The following is a 15670-nucleotide window of genomic DNA, read 5'->3' as shown; positions in this document are numbered from 1 at the left end:
GCACACGGCCTATTCTCCCAAACGTGGATGACGCGCAGGTATCCGAACTGTTCGACCCGGCCGCGTGGACCGAGGTCGAGGGCTCTGACATCACCGACTTCACCGACATCACCTACCACCGTTCCACGGATTCCCGGTCCGGCAAGCGCGTCGTGCGGGTCGCGTTCGACCGGCCGGAGGTGCGCAATGCGTTCCGGCCGCACACCGTGGACGAGCTCTACCGCGCCCTCGATCACGCCCGGACGAGCCCGGACGTCGGCTGCGTCCTGCTCACCGGTAACGGACCGTCGCCCAAGGACGGCGGCTGGGCGTTCTGCTCCGGTGGTGACCAGCGTATTCGTGGTCGCTCCGGCTATCAGTACGCGAGCGGGGAGACTTCGGACACGGTGGATCCGGCGCGGGCGGGCCGGCTGCACATCCTCGAGGTGCAGCGCATGATCAGGTTCATGCCGAAAGTGGTCATCGCGGTCGTTCCCGGCTGGGCGGCGGGCGGCGGGCACTCGCTGCACGTGGTGTGCGATCTCACGCTCGCCTCGGCGGAGCACGCCCGGTTCAAGCAGACCGACGCCGACGTCGGCTCGTTCGACGGCGGCTTCGGCTCGGCGTACCTGGCGCGGCAGACGGGGCAGAAGTTCGCCAGGGAGATCTTCTTCCTCGGCCGCGAGTACACCGCCGAGCAGGCCCACTCGATGGGCGCGGTGAACGCGGCCGTGCCGCACGAGCGGCTGGAGGCCGAGGCACTGCAGTGGGGCTGGGAGGTGCTGGGCAAGTCACCGACCGCGCAGCGGATGCTCAAGTACTCGTTCAACCTGATCGACGACGGCCTCGTCGGCCAGCAGATCTTCGCGGGCGAGGCGACCCGGCTGGCGTACATGCAGGACGAGGCCGTGGAGGGCCGCGACGCCTTCCTCGGCAGGCGCGAGCCCGACTGGTCGCCCTACCCGTACTACTACTGAACTACTACTGAACTACTACTGACTCGTGAGTGCGCACACGAGTTCTAACTCGCGTGCGCACTCACGAGCGGGCCGCGCCGTACGCTCGACGCTGATGCGAACGGTCTGGACGGACGGCGGCCCCGCGACCGTCGAGCGGCTGCGCCGGGCCGTGCTCGACGCGCTCGACGGCGGTCCCGCCGTACTGCCGCTCGACCCGCGCAGCCCCGCGGCAGGCGAACTGCGCACCGCGATGGCCCCTGACGAGCCGGTCGAGCCGGACACCGCGGTGATCGTCCCCACCTCCGGCTCCACCGGCGCGCCGAAGGGTGTGCTGCTCTCGGCGTCGGCGCTGCTCGCCTCCGCCCGCGCCACCCACGACCGGCTCGGCGGCGCGGGCGGCTGGCTGCTGGCAACGCCCGCGCACTACATCGGCGGGCTGCAGGTGCTAGTCCGGGCCCACCTCGCGGGCGGATCACCCGTGGTGCTCGACACGTCGGCCGGTTTCGACCCACAAGCGTTTGCGGAAGCGGCGCGGACACTTTTCGCCAGGCCGGGTCCGCACTACTCGGCCCTCGTCCCCACCCAGCTCGCACGGCTGCTCGACGCGGGCGGCGCGGGCCTGGACCGCTTCACCGCCGTCGTGCTCGGCGGGGCCGCCCTCGACGAACGGCTGCGGGCCCGCGCCGCGGCCGCCGGGGTGCACGTGATCTCGGCCTACGGGATGAGCGAGACGGCCAGCGGCTGTGTCTACGACGGCGTCCCGCTCGACGGCGTCCGGGTGCGGCTCGGGGAGGGCGACCGGATCGAGATCGCCGGGACGGTGCTGGCGCACGGCTACCGGCGGCGTCCGGACCTCACGGCGGCGGCGTTCACCGGGGGCTGGTTCCGCACCAGCGACCTCGGCCGGTTCGCCGCCGACGGCAGGCTCGAGGTACTCGGCCGCGCCGACGACGTGATCAACACCGGTGGCGTGAAGGTCTCCGCGGCCGACGTCGAACGCGCCCTCACCGCCCATCCGGCGGTCGCCGACGCGTGCGTCGTCGCGCTGCCGGACGAGGAGTGGGGACAGCTGGTCGCGGCCGCGGTGGTCCCGGCAGGCCCGCCACCACCGGTCGAGGAGCTGCGCGCGGCGATCCGCACGGCCCTCGGCGCGCCCGCGGTGCCGAAGCGCTGGCGGTTCGTCGACGAACTGCCGGTCGCAGGCCCGGGCAAGGTCGACCGGACCGCGGTCCGGGCCACCCTCTCGGGTTAACTCGGAAGATTACTCCACCCGGCGCGGTCGCGCGCCCGCGTTGACACGCGCTGACCTGGAGTTTTGGCTCGACGCATGGCGCAGCGAAGACGTTACCCCGCCCTGGTCCTGGCCCTGGCCTGCGCCGCACTCGGGCTCGCGCCCGTTCCCGTGACGGCGGCCGACACGGTGACCTGGACGCTGCACCCCGGCCGCGGCGGCGACGACGTGCGCACCACGTTCTCGACCACCGCGGGCCCGCAGCGGATCGGCACCCGGGTCTTCCCACCGAAGGATCTGGCCACCCCGGTCGACACCGTCGGCGCCGAGTCCGCGCACGGCCGCGCGAGCACCCTCGACGTGCGCGGCCTCAGGGCGGACGGCACATGGAGCGAGTGGACTCCGGTAACCCCAGGGGCGCCTGCCGTGCTGCCGGAGCCCGCCACGTCCGTGCAGGCTCGCCTGGTGCAGACCGCGCCGGAGCGGGTCGGGCCCGTCGAGCTGACCGGGCGGCTGGCCGGGCACGGCCCGCAGGCTGAGGGGACCGAGCAGGCGGACCGGGCCGCCGGGCCGATGACGTTCCGCGTCTTCGCCACCCGGGAGGGCCTGGTCGGCGGCACTACCGCGAACGGGCACCGGATCGTGCGGCGGGACCACTTCGTCGCGCTGCCGTCGCGGCGGGGGCTCGCGGCGCGCGGCAAGGGCGACTACACGGTGCGGGTGTGCACGATCGGCAACGCGCGGTGCGAGTGGGCGCCGGTGTGGGACGTGGGGCCCTGGAACACCCGCGACGACCACTGGAACCCCGGCCGCGAGTCATGGCCCGACCTGCCGCACGGCAAGCCGCAGGCGCAGGCCGCCTACGAGGACGGGCACAACGGCGGCCGCGACCAGTTCGGTCGCAAGGTCGCGAACCCGGCTGGCATCGACCTCGCCGACGGCACGTTCTGGGACGGGCTGCGGCTGAAGACCAACGCGTGGGTGAACGTGACCTACGAGTGGACCGCGTCCGGACCGTGGGGCACGGTCGTGACCCCCGCGGGCGTGCACCTCAATGTCCGCGCGGGGACGTCGGCCTCGACGCCGCAGGTCGGCTACGCCGCGCGGCACGCCAGGGTCCGGCTCGTCTGCTCGGTGACCGGCGACGTCGCGAACGGCACCCAGGGCAGCTCCGACACCTGGTACCGCCTCGCCAGGGGCAAGCACGTGGCCGCCGCCTACATCGATGTCGCGGTGCCTCCCACCCCCTGCTGACAGAGCGCCCCAATGTGGCATCCGGTGCGTTGAACGCAACGGGTGCCGCATTGGGTGCGTTGAGCGCAGGTGAAGAATGATCGCCCATGGCGACTGTTGCGGAGTGGATCGAGGGGGCGCGGCCGCGGACGTTGCCCAACGCCATCGCCCCGGTGCTGGCGGGCGCGGGGGCGGCGGCGCAGCTCGGCGCGTTCTCGTGGTGGCAGTCGCTGCTGGCGCTGCTGGTCGCGCTCGCGCTCATCGTCGGCGTCAACTACGCGAACGACTACTCCGACGGCGTCCGCGGCACCGACACCGACCGGGTGGGGCCGATGCGGCTGGTCGGCTCCGGCGCGGCCAGGCCGAAGGCGGTCCTCGCCGCCGCCCTCACCTCACTCGGGATCGCGGGGGTACTCGGGCTCGTGCTGGTCGCGCTGACCGGGACGTGGTGGCTGCTCGCGCTCGGCGCGCTGTGCATCGGCGGCGCCTGGTTCTACACGGGCGGCAGGCGGCCGTACGGCTACGCCGGGTTGGGCGAGCTCGCGGTGTTCGTGTTCTTCGGCCTGGCCGCCGTGCTCGGCACCGTCTACGTCCAGGCGAAGACGGTGAGCTGGGAGGCGCTCGGCTGCGCGGTGGCGGTCGGGTCACTGTCGACGGCCGTGCTGAGCGCCAACAACCTCCGCGACATCCCCACCGACCGCGGCGCGGGCAAGCGCACGCTGGCGGTGCTGCTGGGTGACGCGGGAACACGAGCTCTTTACCTTGCCTTGGTGACCGTGCCGTTCGTGATCACGGTGGCGATGGGGCTCGGCCATCCGGTGACCCTGATCGGGCTGGCCGCGGCGCTGCTGCTGGTCAAGCCGGTGCGCACGGTCGTCAGCGGTGGCGAGGGCCTCGGGCTGATCCACGTCCTGCGCGACACCGGCCTGGCGATGCTCGCGTGGTCGGCGTTGACGGCGCTGGCCCTGGTGCTCGCCTAGGGCTCGTGAGTGGCCACGCGAGTTCTAACTCGCGTGCGCACTCACGAGGGCGGGGCGGGGAAGGCGCCGGTCTCGAAGAAGTCCGCCAGTGCCGTGAGGTGCGGGCCGAGGTCGAGACCGTGCTCGGCGATCCACCGGTCGCTGTAGTAGGTGTTCGCGTAGCGATCGCCGCCGTCGCACAGCAACGTCACCACGCTGCCGGTCTGCCCCTCGGCGAGCATCCGCGAGATCAGCCGGAACGCGCCGTGCAGGTTCGTGCCGGTGGAGCCGCCCGCCCAGTAGCCGGTGCGCTCCCGCAGGAAGCGGATCGCGGCGAGCGAGGCGGCGTCGGGCACCCGGAACATCTCGTCGATCACCTCGGGCACGAACGAAGGCTCGACGCGGGGGCGGCCGATGCCCTCGATGCGGGACGGCATGCCGGTCGTGTAGTCGAGCGCGCGCGTCTGCCAGGCGCCGTAGAAAGCGGAGTTCTCCGGGTCGACGACCGCGATCTTCGTCGGGTGCCTGCGGTAGCGGACGTAGCGGCCGAACGTCGCGCTCGTGCCGCCGGTGCCCGCGCCGACGACGATCCACGCCGGCACCGGGTGCCGTTCCGAGCGCATCTGCGTGAACACCGACTCGGCGATGTTGTTGTTGCCCCGCCAGTCGGTGGCCCGCTCGGCGTAGGTGAACTGGTCGAGGTAGTGCCCGCCGCAGTCAGCGGCGAGGCGCTCGGCCTCCGAGTACATGTCCGGGGGCACGTCCACGAAGTGGCAGCGGCCGCCGTAGAACTGGATGAGGTCGATCTTCTCCTGGCTGGTCTTGCGTGGCATGACCGTGACGAACTCGAGGCCGAGCATCCGGGCGAAGTACGCCTCGGACACGGCGGTGGAACCACTCGACGCCTCGATCAGCACGGTTTCCGGGCCGATCTGGCCGTTGACCAGGCCGTAGAGCAGCAGCGAGCGGGCCAGCCGGTGCTTGAGCGAACCGGTGGGGTGCACCGACTCGTCCTTGAGGTAAAGGTCGATGCCCCAGTCGGCGGGCAGCGGGAAGACGTGCAGGTGGGTGTCGGCACTGCGGTTGGCGTCGGCCTCGATGATCCGGATGGCCTCGCTGACCCACGCGCGGTTCACTCGGCCTCCGGCTCGTCACCGCGCAGCTGCGCCCGCAGCCGCGCACGCTCGCGCGCCCGGTGCTCGTTGCGGGCCGCGAGCCCGGCCGTCACCCGGGCGTTGAGCGGCCGCAGCAGCAGCAGGCCGAGCGGGAGGCCGACGACGAGCCCGACGGCGAGCGCGACGAGCAGCGGGACGTTGAACAACACCAGCACGGTCGCGACGACCGCGACCAGCGCGAAGCGCGCGAGCACGTAGAGGATCAGGTCGCGGACGAGATGCTCACCTGGACGTTCGCTCACGTTCTACGAGGCTACGCCGCCGTCCGGACGGTCTCCGGGCAGGTCCAGGCCGGTGTTGTTGGGCCTGCCCTCGAACCGCGTGGAGAGCACGACCGTCGTGTGCGTGCGGGCCACGCCACCGATCCGGCGGAGCCTGCCGAGCGTGCGCTCCAGCTCGTCCACGGTCTCCACCCGCACCTTCACGACGAACGCCTGGTCGCCCGCGACCGCGTAACAGCTCTCCACCTCGGCGAGCTCGCCGAGCGAGACGGCGACGTCGTCGTCGGAGGCGGTGTCCGTCGGCTGGATCCCGACGAGCGCGGTGACGCCGAGGCCGACGGCACGCGGATCGACGACCGCGTGGTAGCCGGTGATGATCCCGGCCGCCTCCAGCTTGCCGACCCGTTCGTGCACCGACGAAGGGGACAGCCCCACGGTGCGGCCGAGCTCGGCGTAGGTGGCCCTGCCGTTGAGCCGGAGCTCAGCGATGATCTTGCGGTCGAGCTGGTCCACGAACCCACTGTAACGGCCTGAACTGCACGGACACGCACTGTCCGAACCGGTCGTTTTGTCCCTTACTACCTCTTTACCCTCTGACAACCGTTCGAGTACCTGCCGGGTGAAGTGCAACGATCGTGGAGTTGGAGCACCGGGCACGGACGGCACATGAAGCTCGACGCGCTCCCGGTATAACACTCAGCGCGTGAAGGAGGCGGAAAGTGACCGCGACGATGGGAGGACGGCTGCTCACCCCCGGTGAAGTCGCCGCGTTGTTCCGGGTCGACCCGAAGACCGTGACCCGCTGGGCCACGGCGGGCCGGATCGGATCCATCCGCACCCCCGGCGGGCATCGCCGGTTCCGGGAGGCTGAGGTCAACGAGCTGCTGGCCCGGCTGACCACCGACGCGAACGAACCGGGACAGGCCGACGAAACGGCGATCACGCGCCCGTGACGACCGCGCGGGCTGGGGCGCCGTTCAAGGTCACGGGGCACCCAGCCCCGAATTCCTGACAAAAGGGCTAATCTCGGGGCAGTAGTTGACTCACTCGCGCAGCACCTCCGGAAGGGAGCGAGCATGATCTACCTGCTCGCGGCGATCGGCGCGCTAACCATCGCCGTACTGATGTGGCGAGCGTTCGGCGCCGAACGCGTCGGGGTGGCCTCGCGTCAGCCGACTGTGGCTCCGGATGACGACCCGGACTTTCTCCGCAAGCTCGGTGAGCAGAAGCCCAAGCCGGGCGACGAAGAAGGCAAGAGCTAGCAGGCGCTATCGCGGCAGGCGGTCGCCGGCGAAGCCATCGGCGACCGTCGCCGCGAGTTCCAGTAGGGCGAGCCTCGTCTCGCCCTGCAGCCGGTCCAGCTCGATCTCCGCGCCCTCTTCGAGATGCGGGTCGAACGGAATCCGGCAGACGCCGCGGGTGCGCGCCGCGAAGTGTGCCGCGAGCTTGTCCAGATCCACGGAGCCGCCCTTCGGCCGCACCGAGTTGATCACGGCGACCGACCGTTTCACCAGGTCGCCGTAGCCGTGCGCGTCCAGCCAGTCGAGCGTGGCCGAGGCGCTGCGCGCCCCGTCGACGGAGCCGGACGACACGATCACGAGCGAGTCGGCCGCGTCGAGCACACCCTTCATGGCGGAATGCATCAGGCCGGTGCCGCAGTCGGTGAGCACGATGTTGTAGAAGTGTTCCAGCAGGTCGACCGTGCGCCGGTAGTCGTTCTCGGAGAACGCCTCCGACACCGCCGGATCCTGCTCGCTGGCGAGGATCTCCAGCCGGCTCGACCCCTGTGAGGTGTAGGACCGCACGTCGCTGTAGCGCGTGATCCGGGCGGCGTCGCGCAACAGGTGCCGCACGGTAGCCGTGGTCTCGATCGGGATCTTCTGCGACAGCGTCCCGCGGTCCGGGTTCGCGTCCACGGCGATCACCCGGTCGCCACGCAGCGACGCGAACGTCGCGCCGAGCGTGGTCGTGGTGGTGGTCTTGCCGACCCCGCCCTTGAGGCTGAGCATGCCGATCTTGAAGCAGCCACGGAGCGGCTGGTTCACCCGCGCGATCAGCTCGCGCCGCCTGCGGTCGGCCGGGCTCTCCCCCGGGTTGATGAGCTTGCCGGTCCCGACGTAAACGGCCTTGCGCCAGCCGGACTGCGGGCGCCGCTTCGTGCGCCGGACCAGGTGTGCGCTGGTCAGGTCGGTGCCGTTGGCCAGCGAATGCCTGCCGCGCTGCGGCTGCGGCAACGGCGGCGGCGGTGGCTGCTGCGCGTGCTGGTACTGGGCCTCGTGGTACTGCTGGGGCGTCAGCGGCGGCAGGTTCGGGTCGTGGGCCTGCTGCGGCGGGTACGGCTGCTGCGGCGCCTGCTGCGAGGCGGGCACGGCCGGATGCGGCGTGGAGTCCGTGCGCTCCTCGGAGTAGGCCGGTTCCTGCCCGTTGGCATCCGGCTGCGCCGGTTGCCGCCCCTGCTGTGCCCCGGGCGGGTTCTGCCACCGGGTGGGGCTGTCCGAGCCTTCCGGGTGTCCAGGCACCGACTCGTTGGGTCCGGTCACCGCGTCAATCCTCCGCTTGTCTGCTGTGCAATCCCCCTGTTTCACCTGCGACGGTAGCCGCAGACGACGCGCTCCGTCAGCTCACTCCGGCATACGAGTGAAGACCGGTGGTCACCAGGTTGACGAAGAACAGGTTGAACACGGTCACCGAGAACCCGACGATGTTGATGATCGCGGCACGCCGGCCCCGCCAGCCCGCGGTCGCACGGGAGTGCAGGTAGGCGGCGTAGACCACCCATGCCACGAACGCGACGGTCTCCTTGGGGTCCCAGCCCCAGAAGCGGCCCCAGGCGGCCTCCGCCCAGACCGCCCCGCAGAGCACGCCGAAGGTGAACACCGGGAACGCGAACACCGTGGTCCGGTAGGCGATGCGGTCGAGCACGTCGGCGGCGGGCAGCCGGGGCCCGAAGCGCGCGAAGGCGGCCGGGTCGCGGTCGTGCCGCTCGCGGACCAGGTAGAGCAGGCTGGCCACGCCGGGAACCAGGAACACCCCGGAAGACGCCGCGGCCGCCGAGACATGGATGACAAGCCAGTACGACTGGAGCGCGGGCTGCACCGGCGCGGCGACGGCGTAGAGCATTGTGCCGCCCACGAACATCAGGATCACGACCGGCAGCAGCACGAACGCCGACAGGTGCCGCACCGGGAACTTCCGAGCCACCACGAGCCAGGTCACGACCGTGATCAGGCACACGATCATGATGTACTCGTACATGTTGCCCCAGGGCACCCGGCTGGTCGCCAGGCCGCGTAGCAGCAGCGCCGCGGCGTGCAGCAGGACGCCGAGCACGGTGAGCGCGACACCCATCCGGCCAAGGCGCTCGGAGCGGTCCCTGCGGGGACGCTGCCCGGTGTGCTCGACCGGCGGCGGGGCGGTGCCGGTGTCGGCGGGCGCGCCCGCGCCGACGAGCTCGCGAGCCCGTTCCCTGGTTCGCGCGGCGGCCTGCCTGCCCTTGCGGCCGAACGACTGCTCGACGAGGAAGAAGACCATCGCCAGCACGTACACGGCGACCGCTGTGGTGTAGGACCAGTCGCTGTACTGCGACAACGTCTCGTTCACCGGCATTAGCGTGCCTTTCTGTCCCGGGAAAGGAGATCACCGGCGATCCTGGTGAACTCCTCCCCGTACCCGGCCTGATCGGTGCGGGCGAGGCCGCCCACCTCTACTACAGTATGTCGTTCTCCGTCGCTCTCCGCAGCGGGGGCCACGCGGATCCACAGCCTGCGCCGCTTGATCAGCAGCGAGGCGGCGAGGCCGAGCAGCATCGCGACGGCGAAGCCCAGCACCCAGCCCTGCGTCGGGTCGTGCGAGACCTGCAACGACACCCAGTTCCGCACCCCGTCGAAGCGCACCGTGGTGCCGTCGTCGAGGGTGATCGTCTCGCCGACGTCGAGATTCTCCCGCGCGACGCGCTCCAGCCTGCCGCTGTCAACCATCGACCGGTCGACCTCGAAGATCGACTGGCTGCGGTCGGAGTTCAGGTCGCCGCGCAGCACGTCCACCGCGACGGCCGGATTGGTCAGCCTCGGGTCGACCGACGTGAGCACCTTGCCCTGCAGCGCGGCGGTCGGCGCGAACAGGCCGGTGATCGCGAGCTGCCGCTCACGGCGCTGCGCCGTGTCGGTGACGCCGGGCGGGTCGAACTTGGTGGCGCCCTCGGAGAGCAGCGTCTGCTGGTCGACGGGCCGCCACTGGACGCTCTGCGTCCGGACGCTGCCGTCGGGGAAGGTGACGGTGAACGTCGGCGCGAAGCCGTGGCCGAGCAGGTAGACCCGGTCACCGGCGGTGCGCAGCGGCTCGTTGACCTCCAGGTGATAGGGCCGCCACGTGCCCGACTCCAGATCTTCGCCGGACTGGTAGCCGAGGTCGGCCTCGTAACTGACCGGCTGGCCCACATCGGTGTACTCGGCCTCGAAGCTGTCGACCTTCACGCAGAACGGGTTGAGTCCGGTGCCGTCCACCCGAAGGCCGGGATTGAACGAGTCGTAGGCGAAGATCCCGGAGTTGCAGAACTGGCTGCCGTCGGCGTGCACGATGACCTGGCCCTCGTAGGAGAACATCTTGCCGAGCGCGAACGCCACGATGAGGCCGAGCATCCCGAAGTGGAAGACGAGGTTGCCGGTCTCCCGCAGGTAGCCACGCTCGGCGCTGATCGTGCGGGTGCCCTCGGCCTCCGTGCGCTCGCTCGTCCGCCAGCCGCGCAGCCGGGACTTCGCCGTGGCGAGCACGTCGTCGGCCCCGCCCGGCAGCTCGGCCCGCCGGTAGTGCGGCATCCGGGCCAGGTTGCGCGGCGTCAGCACCGGCCTGGCGCGCATCGAGCGCACGTAGTCGAGGCTGCGCGGCAGCAGGCAGCCGACGAGCGAGACCATCAGCAGCAGGTAGATCGCCGAGAACCAGACGCTGGAGTAGACGTCGAAGAACTGCAGCCGGTCCAGCAGCCGCCCCCACCAGCCGTACTCGGCGATGTACTCGGCCGTCTTCGGTGCGTTGAGGTTGCGCTGCGGCAGCAGGGCGCCGGGCATCGCGGCCAGCGCCAGCAGGAACAGCAGGATCAGCGCCGTGCGCATCGACGTCAGCCCGCGCCAGGTGTTGCGCACGAAACCGAGCGCGCGGCGGGCGGGCGTCGCGCGGTAGGGCTGCCGCTGCTTCTCCCGCGTGATCACAGCGGCAGCCTGGTGTCGGCGATGAACGCGTCGCGCATCCAGCCCACCAGCTCGCCCCACAGGCCGGTGACCAGCATCAGGCCGACGACGAGGAGCAGCACGCCGCCGAAGACCTGCACCCGGCGGCCGTTGCGGCGCAGCCAGTCGGTGGCGCGCACGGCCCAGCCCGCACCTGCCGCGATGAGCACGAACGGCAGCCCGAGGCCGACGCAGTAGACGAGCACCAGCAGGAAGCCGCGCGCACCGGTGCCGCCGCTGGCGGCGGCGATGGCAAGCACCCCGGACAGCGTCGGGCCGATGCACGGGGTCCAGCCGAGACCGAAGACGGCGCCGAGCACGGGGGCACCCCAGAGGCCGGTGCGCGGCACGTGGTGCGAACGGACGTTGCGCTGGAGGGCCGGGACGAAGCCGAGGAACACCAGGGCCATCGCGATGGTGACCACGCCCCCCACCCGTTGCAGGACGTCCTGGTTGAGCAGCAGCGCGTCGGCGAGCCAGACGATGCCGCCGACGCCCGCGGTGAAGATCACGGTGAAGCCGAGCACGAACAGCCCGGCGGCGCCGACGACCGCGAACCGGCCCCGCTTGGGGCCCTCGTCCGCGCCGACCGCGGGGGCGTCGGCACCGACGAGCGCGGCCAGGTAGGCGAGGTAGCCGGGGACGAGGGGCACAACGCACGGCGAGGCGAACGAGATCGCCCCGGCCAGCAGTGCGACGCCGGCGGCGAGCAGCAACGGCCCCGACATCGCCAGCTCGGTCACCGCATCCACGGCGTTCAGCGTAAGGAATGGGCTTTCTGTGAAGCGGACGGGCCACCTCATTCGGCGGCGAGGCGCTCCACGACCGGCTGGATGTCCGAGGCGAGCAGGTCGCGGAGGAAGATCGCCGCGACCCGGTGCTGCTTGTCGAGGATGATCGTCGAAGGCACGACACTGCGCGGATAGCCCTTGAGCTGCAACAGGGAGCGGCCCGGCGGGTCGTAGATCGACGGGTAGGTCAGGCCGCGGTCGCGCATGAAGTCCTGCGGCGGTTTGCGGTCGTAGTCGCGCACGTCGATGCCGAGGACCTGGACGCCCTTGTCCCTGGTCCGCTCGTACACCTTCTGCATCTCGGGCGCCTCGACGCGGCACGGCCCGCACCACTGGCCCCAGATGTTCACGACGACGACCTTTCCGGAGAAGTCCGCGGTCGAGATCCGCTTGTTCTCGTCGAAGAGGTCATCCCCGGAGAGCTCGATCGGGGACTGCCGCTCCGCTTCGGCGTAGAAGATGTCGGTCTTGCCGCCGGGCGAGACGAACGAGAAGTTGCTTCCCTGCGACACCGCGTCGTCGCCGGACGAGCAGCCCGCGAGCACCGCCACCGCGCACAGCAACGCCGCAGGCGCCCGCCGCCACTTCCTCGCGGTGCTCATGCGCCGGTCACCAGGGCGTCCGAGCTGCCGGCGGGCTCGCTGTAGACGATGTCCACGAGCGCCTCGCCGTCGAAGACCAGGCTGGTCAGCGAGGCCAGCGAGCACTGCCGCCGCCGGGGGTCGTGCCACAGTCGCCTGCCCTCGAGGAACCGGCGCAACGTCCAGATCGGCAGCTGGTGCGATACGCACAGCGCCTCGTAGCCCTCCGCCGCCGCGCGCGCCGCGTACACCGCGCCCAGCATCCGGTGCGCGATCTCGACGTACGGCTCGCCCCACGAGGGCAGCAGCGGGTTGCGCAGCTTCGCCCAGTGCTTGGGCTGCCGCAGCGCGCCATCGCCGACACCGACCCGCTCGCCCTCGAACAGGTTCGCCGCCTCGATCAGCCGCTCGTCGGTCGTGACGTCGAGCCGATGCGCGGCCGCGATCGGCGCGGCCGTCTCGCGGGCCCGGTCCAGCGGCGAGGCGACCACGTGCACGAGGTTGTGCCCGGCCAGCGCCTCGGCGACCGTCAGCGCCTGCTGCCTGCCCCGCTCGGAGAGCCGGAAGCCGGGCAGCCTGCCGTAGAGCACGCCACCGGGGTTCTCCACCTCGCCGTGCCGCAGCAGGTGCACGACGGTCGTCATGGTCGCTCCGGCTTCGAGGCCGCGGCAGCGGCCTGGGCGGCCGGCGTCAGCGCGGCCTCGATCGCCTCGAACTCGGCATCGCCCATCGCCGCATTGACGAACCACGCCTCGAAGGCGCTCGGCGGCGCGTACACGCCCCGCTCCAGCAGGGCATGGAAGAACGGCGGGAACCGCCACGACTCGGCCGCCGCGGCGCCTGCGTAGTCGCGCACCGGCTGATCGGTGAAGAACACGCTCACCAGGTTGCCCGCGTAGGCCACCGTGTGCGCGACCCCCGCCGCCTTCAGCGCCTCGCCGAGCAGGGTGCCGAGCCGCCGCGCGTTGGCGTCCAGCGCCCGGTACACGCTCTCGTCGGCTGCGCGCAGCGTGGCCAGTCCGGCGGCCACCGCCACGGGGTTACCCGCCAGCGTGCCCGCCTGGTACACCGGCCCGGTCGGGGCAAGCCGCGCCATCACGTCCGGCCTGCCGCCGAACGCGGCGGCGGGCAGGCCGCCGGACATGACCTTGCCGAAGGTGTAGAGGTCGCCCGGCACCCCTTCGAGCCCGAACCAGCCCGCGGCGGACGCCCGGAACCCGGTCATCACCTCGTCCATGATCAGCAGCGCGCCGTGGGAGTGCGCGATCTCCCGCAGCGCCGCGTTGAACCCCTCGTCCGGAGCCACCGCGCCCATGTTCCCGGCCGCGGCCTCGGTGATGATCGCGGCGACCGAGTCCGGATTCTCCGCGAAGGACCGCCGCACGGCCTCAATGTCGTTGTACGGCACCACGATCGTGTCGGCGGCCTGCGCTCCGGTGACGCCGGGCGAGGTCGGCAGGCCGAGTGTGGCCACCCCGGAGCCCGCCTGCGCGAGCAGCGCGTCCACGTGCCCGTGGTAGCAGCCGGCGAACTTGATGATCTTGCCGCGGCCGGTGAACCCGCGGGCGAGCCGGATGGCGCTCATCGTCGCCTCCGTGCCGGAGTTGACCAGGCGCACCTGCTCGACCGGTTCGACCCGCCGGATGATCTCCTCGGCGAGTTCCACCTCACCGGTGGTCGGCGTGCCGAACGAAAGGCCGGAGGCCGCCGCCTCGCGGGCCGCCGCCACGACGCCGGGGTGGGCGTGGCCCAGGATCATCGGCCCCCACGACGACACGAGGTCGATGTAGCGGCTGCCGTCGGCGTCCCAGAGATGGGGCCCCTCGCCGCGCACCATGAAGCGGGGCGTGCCGCCGACCGCGCTGAAGGCCCGCACCGGGGAGTTCACCCCGCCGGGGGTCGCCGCGGCCGCCCTTTCGAACCATGCCTTGGACTGATCGGCTGCGTGTGTCACGGCTGCCAGTCTCGCAAAGCCGGGTGTGCGGCACCGACTCAGGTGTGGGCGAGCTGCGAGTTCTCCCGCCGCTCACGCGACTTGCGGTAGCGCCGCCGCCGGGCGCGCACGCCGAGCAGCAGCTGGCGCACGGCGTCGAGAACGAGGAACCCGGCCACCGCGCCGAGGGCGACGGCGCCGGTGACCCAGTCACCCGAGAGCTGCCGGGAGACGAGCTCGGTGCCGTCGTCGAGCCGAACGGTGACCGTGCTCACCGCGTTGCCCCAGCAGGCGAACGCCGCCCACAGGGCCCCGCCCGTGAGGAGCAGCTCGACGAGCGCGACCGCGAGCCGCCACGGCTGGTGCAGCCTTTCACCGTGGTACTCGGGCTCCGCGGGCCACACGACGTCAGTCACGACCGGTAGTTTCTCACGCGCCCCTTGCCCGTTCCAGCGCGGTGCGCAGGCCCCCGGCGTCGCGGGCCCAGGCGAGCACCACGGTGCCGTCATCGAGCCGCAGCGGAAGCTCCTCGTACTTGCGCGGCACCGACCAGCCACCGCCGAGCACCCGGGTGCCCATCGGCGCGGAAACGTCGGTGACCTCGGCGATCCGCTCGACGGGCAGGCTCTCGCCGCCCTGGCGCAGCTCCGTGCCGGTCACGGTGACGGCGAGGAACCGCCGCCGCGCGTACACCCAGACGGTGGTGAGCAGCAGGAGCGCGGCCCCGGTGGCCAGCCAGACCGGGGTGTGCGGCCGGTCGCCGGCGAGCAGCTCCAGCAGGAAACCGGCCACCGCGAACAGCGGCCCCCACAGCAGCGGCCAGCCGCTCGCGCCCGGTTCGTGGTAGAGCGTGCTCATCGCAGCGACTTGGAGACCTTCGGAAAGTAGTGCGCGACGCCCGGCAGGTACATCAGCACCGTCGCCACGATCGCGAGGAAGGCCGCGGCCAGCGTGATCAGGTTGGAGAACAGGATCATCTGGAAGATCAGCACGATCGCGGCGAGCACCGTCAGCACGGTCCGTGCCGAGCGGGTGCCCTCGCGGGCCTTGTAGGCGAACAGCGCGAACAGGGCCGCGAACACGACCGCACCGATGAACAGGACCCACAGCAGCGACGTGGTGCCGGAGGCGATCTGCTCGTCGGTGACCCGCGGATCGGTGTTCATGTCGATGAGGGTGTCGACGATCTCCTGCCTGGCGGTGAGCGTGAAGCCGAAACCCGCCATCAGCACGAGCCCGGACAGGATCCACAGCACGAACGACACCTTCACCGGTGTCGGCGGGTTCACCGGCGGCCGTTCCTGCCCGGCGGGGCGGGGTTCGGGCGGCAGGCCCCGAGCGCGCCGCTGGTCGTCCGATTCGTCTGAGTCAGTCACGGTGAGAGAC

The 15670-nt window shown here is 71.6% G+C and carries 19 protein-coding genes; 6 read left to right on the top strand and 13 right to left on the bottom strand.

Annotated elements, in window-relative coordinates; genetic code table 11:
- Nucleotides 1-23: 23 nt before the first annotated feature.
- The 4 genes from JAP66_RS08410 to JAP66_RS08395 all read left to right on the top strand — a co-directional run bounded on the left by JAP66_RS08410 (nucleotide 24) and on the right by JAP66_RS08395 (nucleotide 4382).
- Nucleotides 24-956, top strand: a complete 933-nt coding sequence (locus JAP66_RS08410; protein ID WP_199431021.1) for a 1,4-dihydroxy-2-naphthoyl-CoA synthase — start codon at nucleotides 24-26, stop codon at nucleotides 954-956.
- Nucleotides 957-1050: 94 nt separating this feature from the next.
- Nucleotides 1051-2190: an o-succinylbenzoate--CoA ligase gene (menE, locus tag JAP66_RS08405; protein ID WP_199431020.1), complete on the top strand. Its 1140-nt coding sequence runs from the start codon at nucleotides 1051-1053 to the stop codon at nucleotides 2188-2190.
- A gap of 75 nt (nucleotides 2191-2265) precedes the next feature.
- Nucleotides 2266-3423, top strand: coding sequence for a DUF8814 domain-containing protein (locus tag JAP66_RS08400; protein WP_199431019.1), 1158 nt, complete (start codon nucleotides 2266-2268; stop codon nucleotides 3421-3423).
- Nucleotides 3424-3509: 86 nt separating this feature from the next.
- Nucleotides 3510-4382: a 1,4-dihydroxy-2-naphthoate polyprenyltransferase gene (locus JAP66_RS08395; protein WP_199431018.1), complete on the top strand. Its 873-nt coding sequence runs from the start codon at nucleotides 3510-3512 to the stop codon at nucleotides 4380-4382.
- A gap of 41 nt (nucleotides 4383-4423) precedes the next feature.
- On the opposite strand, the gene cds1 is transcribed toward JAP66_RS08395, so the two are convergent.
- The 3 genes from cds1 to JAP66_RS08380 are packed head-to-tail and all read right to left on the bottom strand — an operon-like array spanning nucleotide 4424 to nucleotide 6270.
- Nucleotides 4424-5497, bottom strand: a complete 1074-nt coding sequence (gene cds1 / locus JAP66_RS08390; protein WP_199431017.1) for an L-cysteine desulfhydrase Cds1 — start codon at nucleotides 5495-5497, stop codon at nucleotides 4424-4426.
- Complete coding sequence (locus JAP66_RS08385) at nucleotides 5494-5778, bottom strand: DUF4229 domain-containing protein (RefSeq protein ID WP_199431016.1); 285 nt, start codon at nucleotides 5776-5778, stop codon at nucleotides 5494-5496. Before JAP66_RS08385 ends, cds1 begins: the two co-directional genes overlap by 4 nt.
- A gap of 3 nt (nucleotides 5779-5781) precedes the next feature.
- A complete protein-coding gene (locus tag JAP66_RS08380) occupies nucleotides 5782-6270 on the bottom strand; it encodes an Lrp/AsnC family transcriptional regulator (protein WP_199431015.1) in 489 nt (162 codons plus the stop codon).
- 206 nt (nucleotides 6271-6476) lie between these two features.
- On the opposite strand from JAP66_RS08380, the gene JAP66_RS08375 reads away from it, so the two are divergent.
- Both JAP66_RS08375 and JAP66_RS08370 read left to right on the top strand, forming a co-directional pair.
- On the top strand, nucleotides 6477-6710 hold the full coding sequence (locus JAP66_RS08375; protein WP_372448945.1) for a BldC family transcriptional regulator: 234 nt from the start codon (nucleotides 6477-6479) through the stop codon (nucleotides 6708-6710).
- A 123-nt stretch (nucleotides 6711-6833) separates the two neighbouring features.
- Nucleotides 6834-7019: a hypothetical protein gene (locus JAP66_RS08370; RefSeq protein WP_199431014.1), complete on the top strand. Its 186-nt coding sequence runs from the start codon at nucleotides 6834-6836 to the stop codon at nucleotides 7017-7019.
- A gap of 6 nt (nucleotides 7020-7025) precedes the next feature.
- Here the strand turns inward: JAP66_RS08370 and JAP66_RS08365 are convergent, their stop codons facing one another.
- The 10 genes from JAP66_RS08365 to JAP66_RS08320 all read right to left on the bottom strand — a co-directional run bounded on the left by JAP66_RS08365 (nucleotide 7026) and on the right by JAP66_RS08320 (nucleotide 15660).
- Nucleotides 7026-8297 carry a MinD/ParA family ATP-binding protein gene (locus tag JAP66_RS08365; RefSeq protein ID WP_199431013.1) on the bottom strand — a complete coding sequence of 424 codons (1272 nt, stop codon included), beginning with the start codon at nucleotides 8295-8297 and terminating at the stop codon, nucleotides 7026-7028.
- Nucleotides 8298-8373: 76 nt separating this feature from the next.
- Complete coding sequence (gene ccsB, locus JAP66_RS08360; protein ID WP_199431012.1) at nucleotides 8374-9363, bottom strand: c-type cytochrome biogenesis protein CcsB; 990 nt, start codon at nucleotides 9361-9363, stop codon at nucleotides 8374-8376.
- The gene (gene resB / locus JAP66_RS08355; protein WP_199431139.1) at nucleotides 9363-10865 is read right to left on the bottom strand and encodes a cytochrome c biogenesis protein ResB; all 1503 of its coding nucleotides are present in this window, start codon (nucleotides 10863-10865) and stop codon (nucleotides 9363-9365) included. Before resB ends, ccsB begins: the two co-directional genes overlap by 1 nt.
- Before the next feature lie 92 nt (nucleotides 10866-10957).
- On the bottom strand, nucleotides 10958-11731 hold the full coding sequence (locus JAP66_RS08350) for a cytochrome c biogenesis CcdA family protein (RefSeq protein WP_199431011.1): 774 nt from the start codon (nucleotides 11729-11731) through the stop codon (nucleotides 10958-10960).
- A gap of 47 nt (nucleotides 11732-11778) precedes the next feature.
- Nucleotides 11779-12372 (bottom strand): TlpA disulfide reductase family protein, encoded by a 594-nt coding sequence (locus tag JAP66_RS08345; protein ID WP_199431010.1) that lies wholly within the window; start codon nucleotides 12370-12372, stop codon nucleotides 11779-11781.
- Entirely contained in the window at nucleotides 12369-12995 is a 627-nt protein-coding gene (locus JAP66_RS08340) for a histidine phosphatase family protein (protein WP_199431009.1), read from the bottom strand. The genes JAP66_RS08345 and JAP66_RS08340 overlap by 4 nt, the downstream gene beginning before the upstream one ends.
- The gene (hemL, locus tag JAP66_RS08335; RefSeq protein ID WP_199431008.1) at nucleotides 12992-14305 is read right to left on the bottom strand and encodes a glutamate-1-semialdehyde 2,1-aminomutase; all 1314 of its coding nucleotides are present in this window, start codon (nucleotides 14303-14305) and stop codon (nucleotides 12992-12994) included. The genes JAP66_RS08340 and hemL overlap by 4 nt, the downstream gene beginning before the upstream one ends.
- Nucleotides 14306-14343: 38 nt before the next feature.
- Nucleotides 14344-14700, bottom strand: coding sequence for a hypothetical protein (locus JAP66_RS08330; RefSeq protein ID WP_199431007.1), 357 nt, complete (start codon nucleotides 14698-14700; stop codon nucleotides 14344-14346).
- 13 nt (nucleotides 14701-14713) lie between these two features.
- The gene (mce1N, locus tag JAP66_RS08325; RefSeq protein ID WP_199431006.1) at nucleotides 14714-15142 is read right to left on the bottom strand and encodes a transport-regulating membrane protein Mce1N; all 429 of its coding nucleotides are present in this window, start codon (nucleotides 15140-15142) and stop codon (nucleotides 14714-14716) included.
- Nucleotides 15139-15660 carry a hypothetical protein gene (locus tag JAP66_RS08320; RefSeq protein WP_199431005.1) on the bottom strand — a complete coding sequence of 174 codons (522 nt, stop codon included), beginning with the start codon at nucleotides 15658-15660 and terminating at the stop codon, nucleotides 15139-15141. Before JAP66_RS08320 ends, mce1N begins: the two co-directional genes overlap by 4 nt.
- Between the last annotated feature and the right edge of the window lie 10 nt (nucleotides 15661-15670).

This window comes from Qaidamihabitans albus (assembly GCF_016464705.1).
Taxonomy (GTDB): Bacteria; Actinomycetota; Actinomycetes; order Mycobacteriales; family Pseudonocardiaceae; genus Qaidamihabitans; species Qaidamihabitans albus.
The sequence above is the reverse complement of the archived record's forward strand: the minus strand, read 5'-3'. Positions and strand labels throughout refer to the sequence as shown.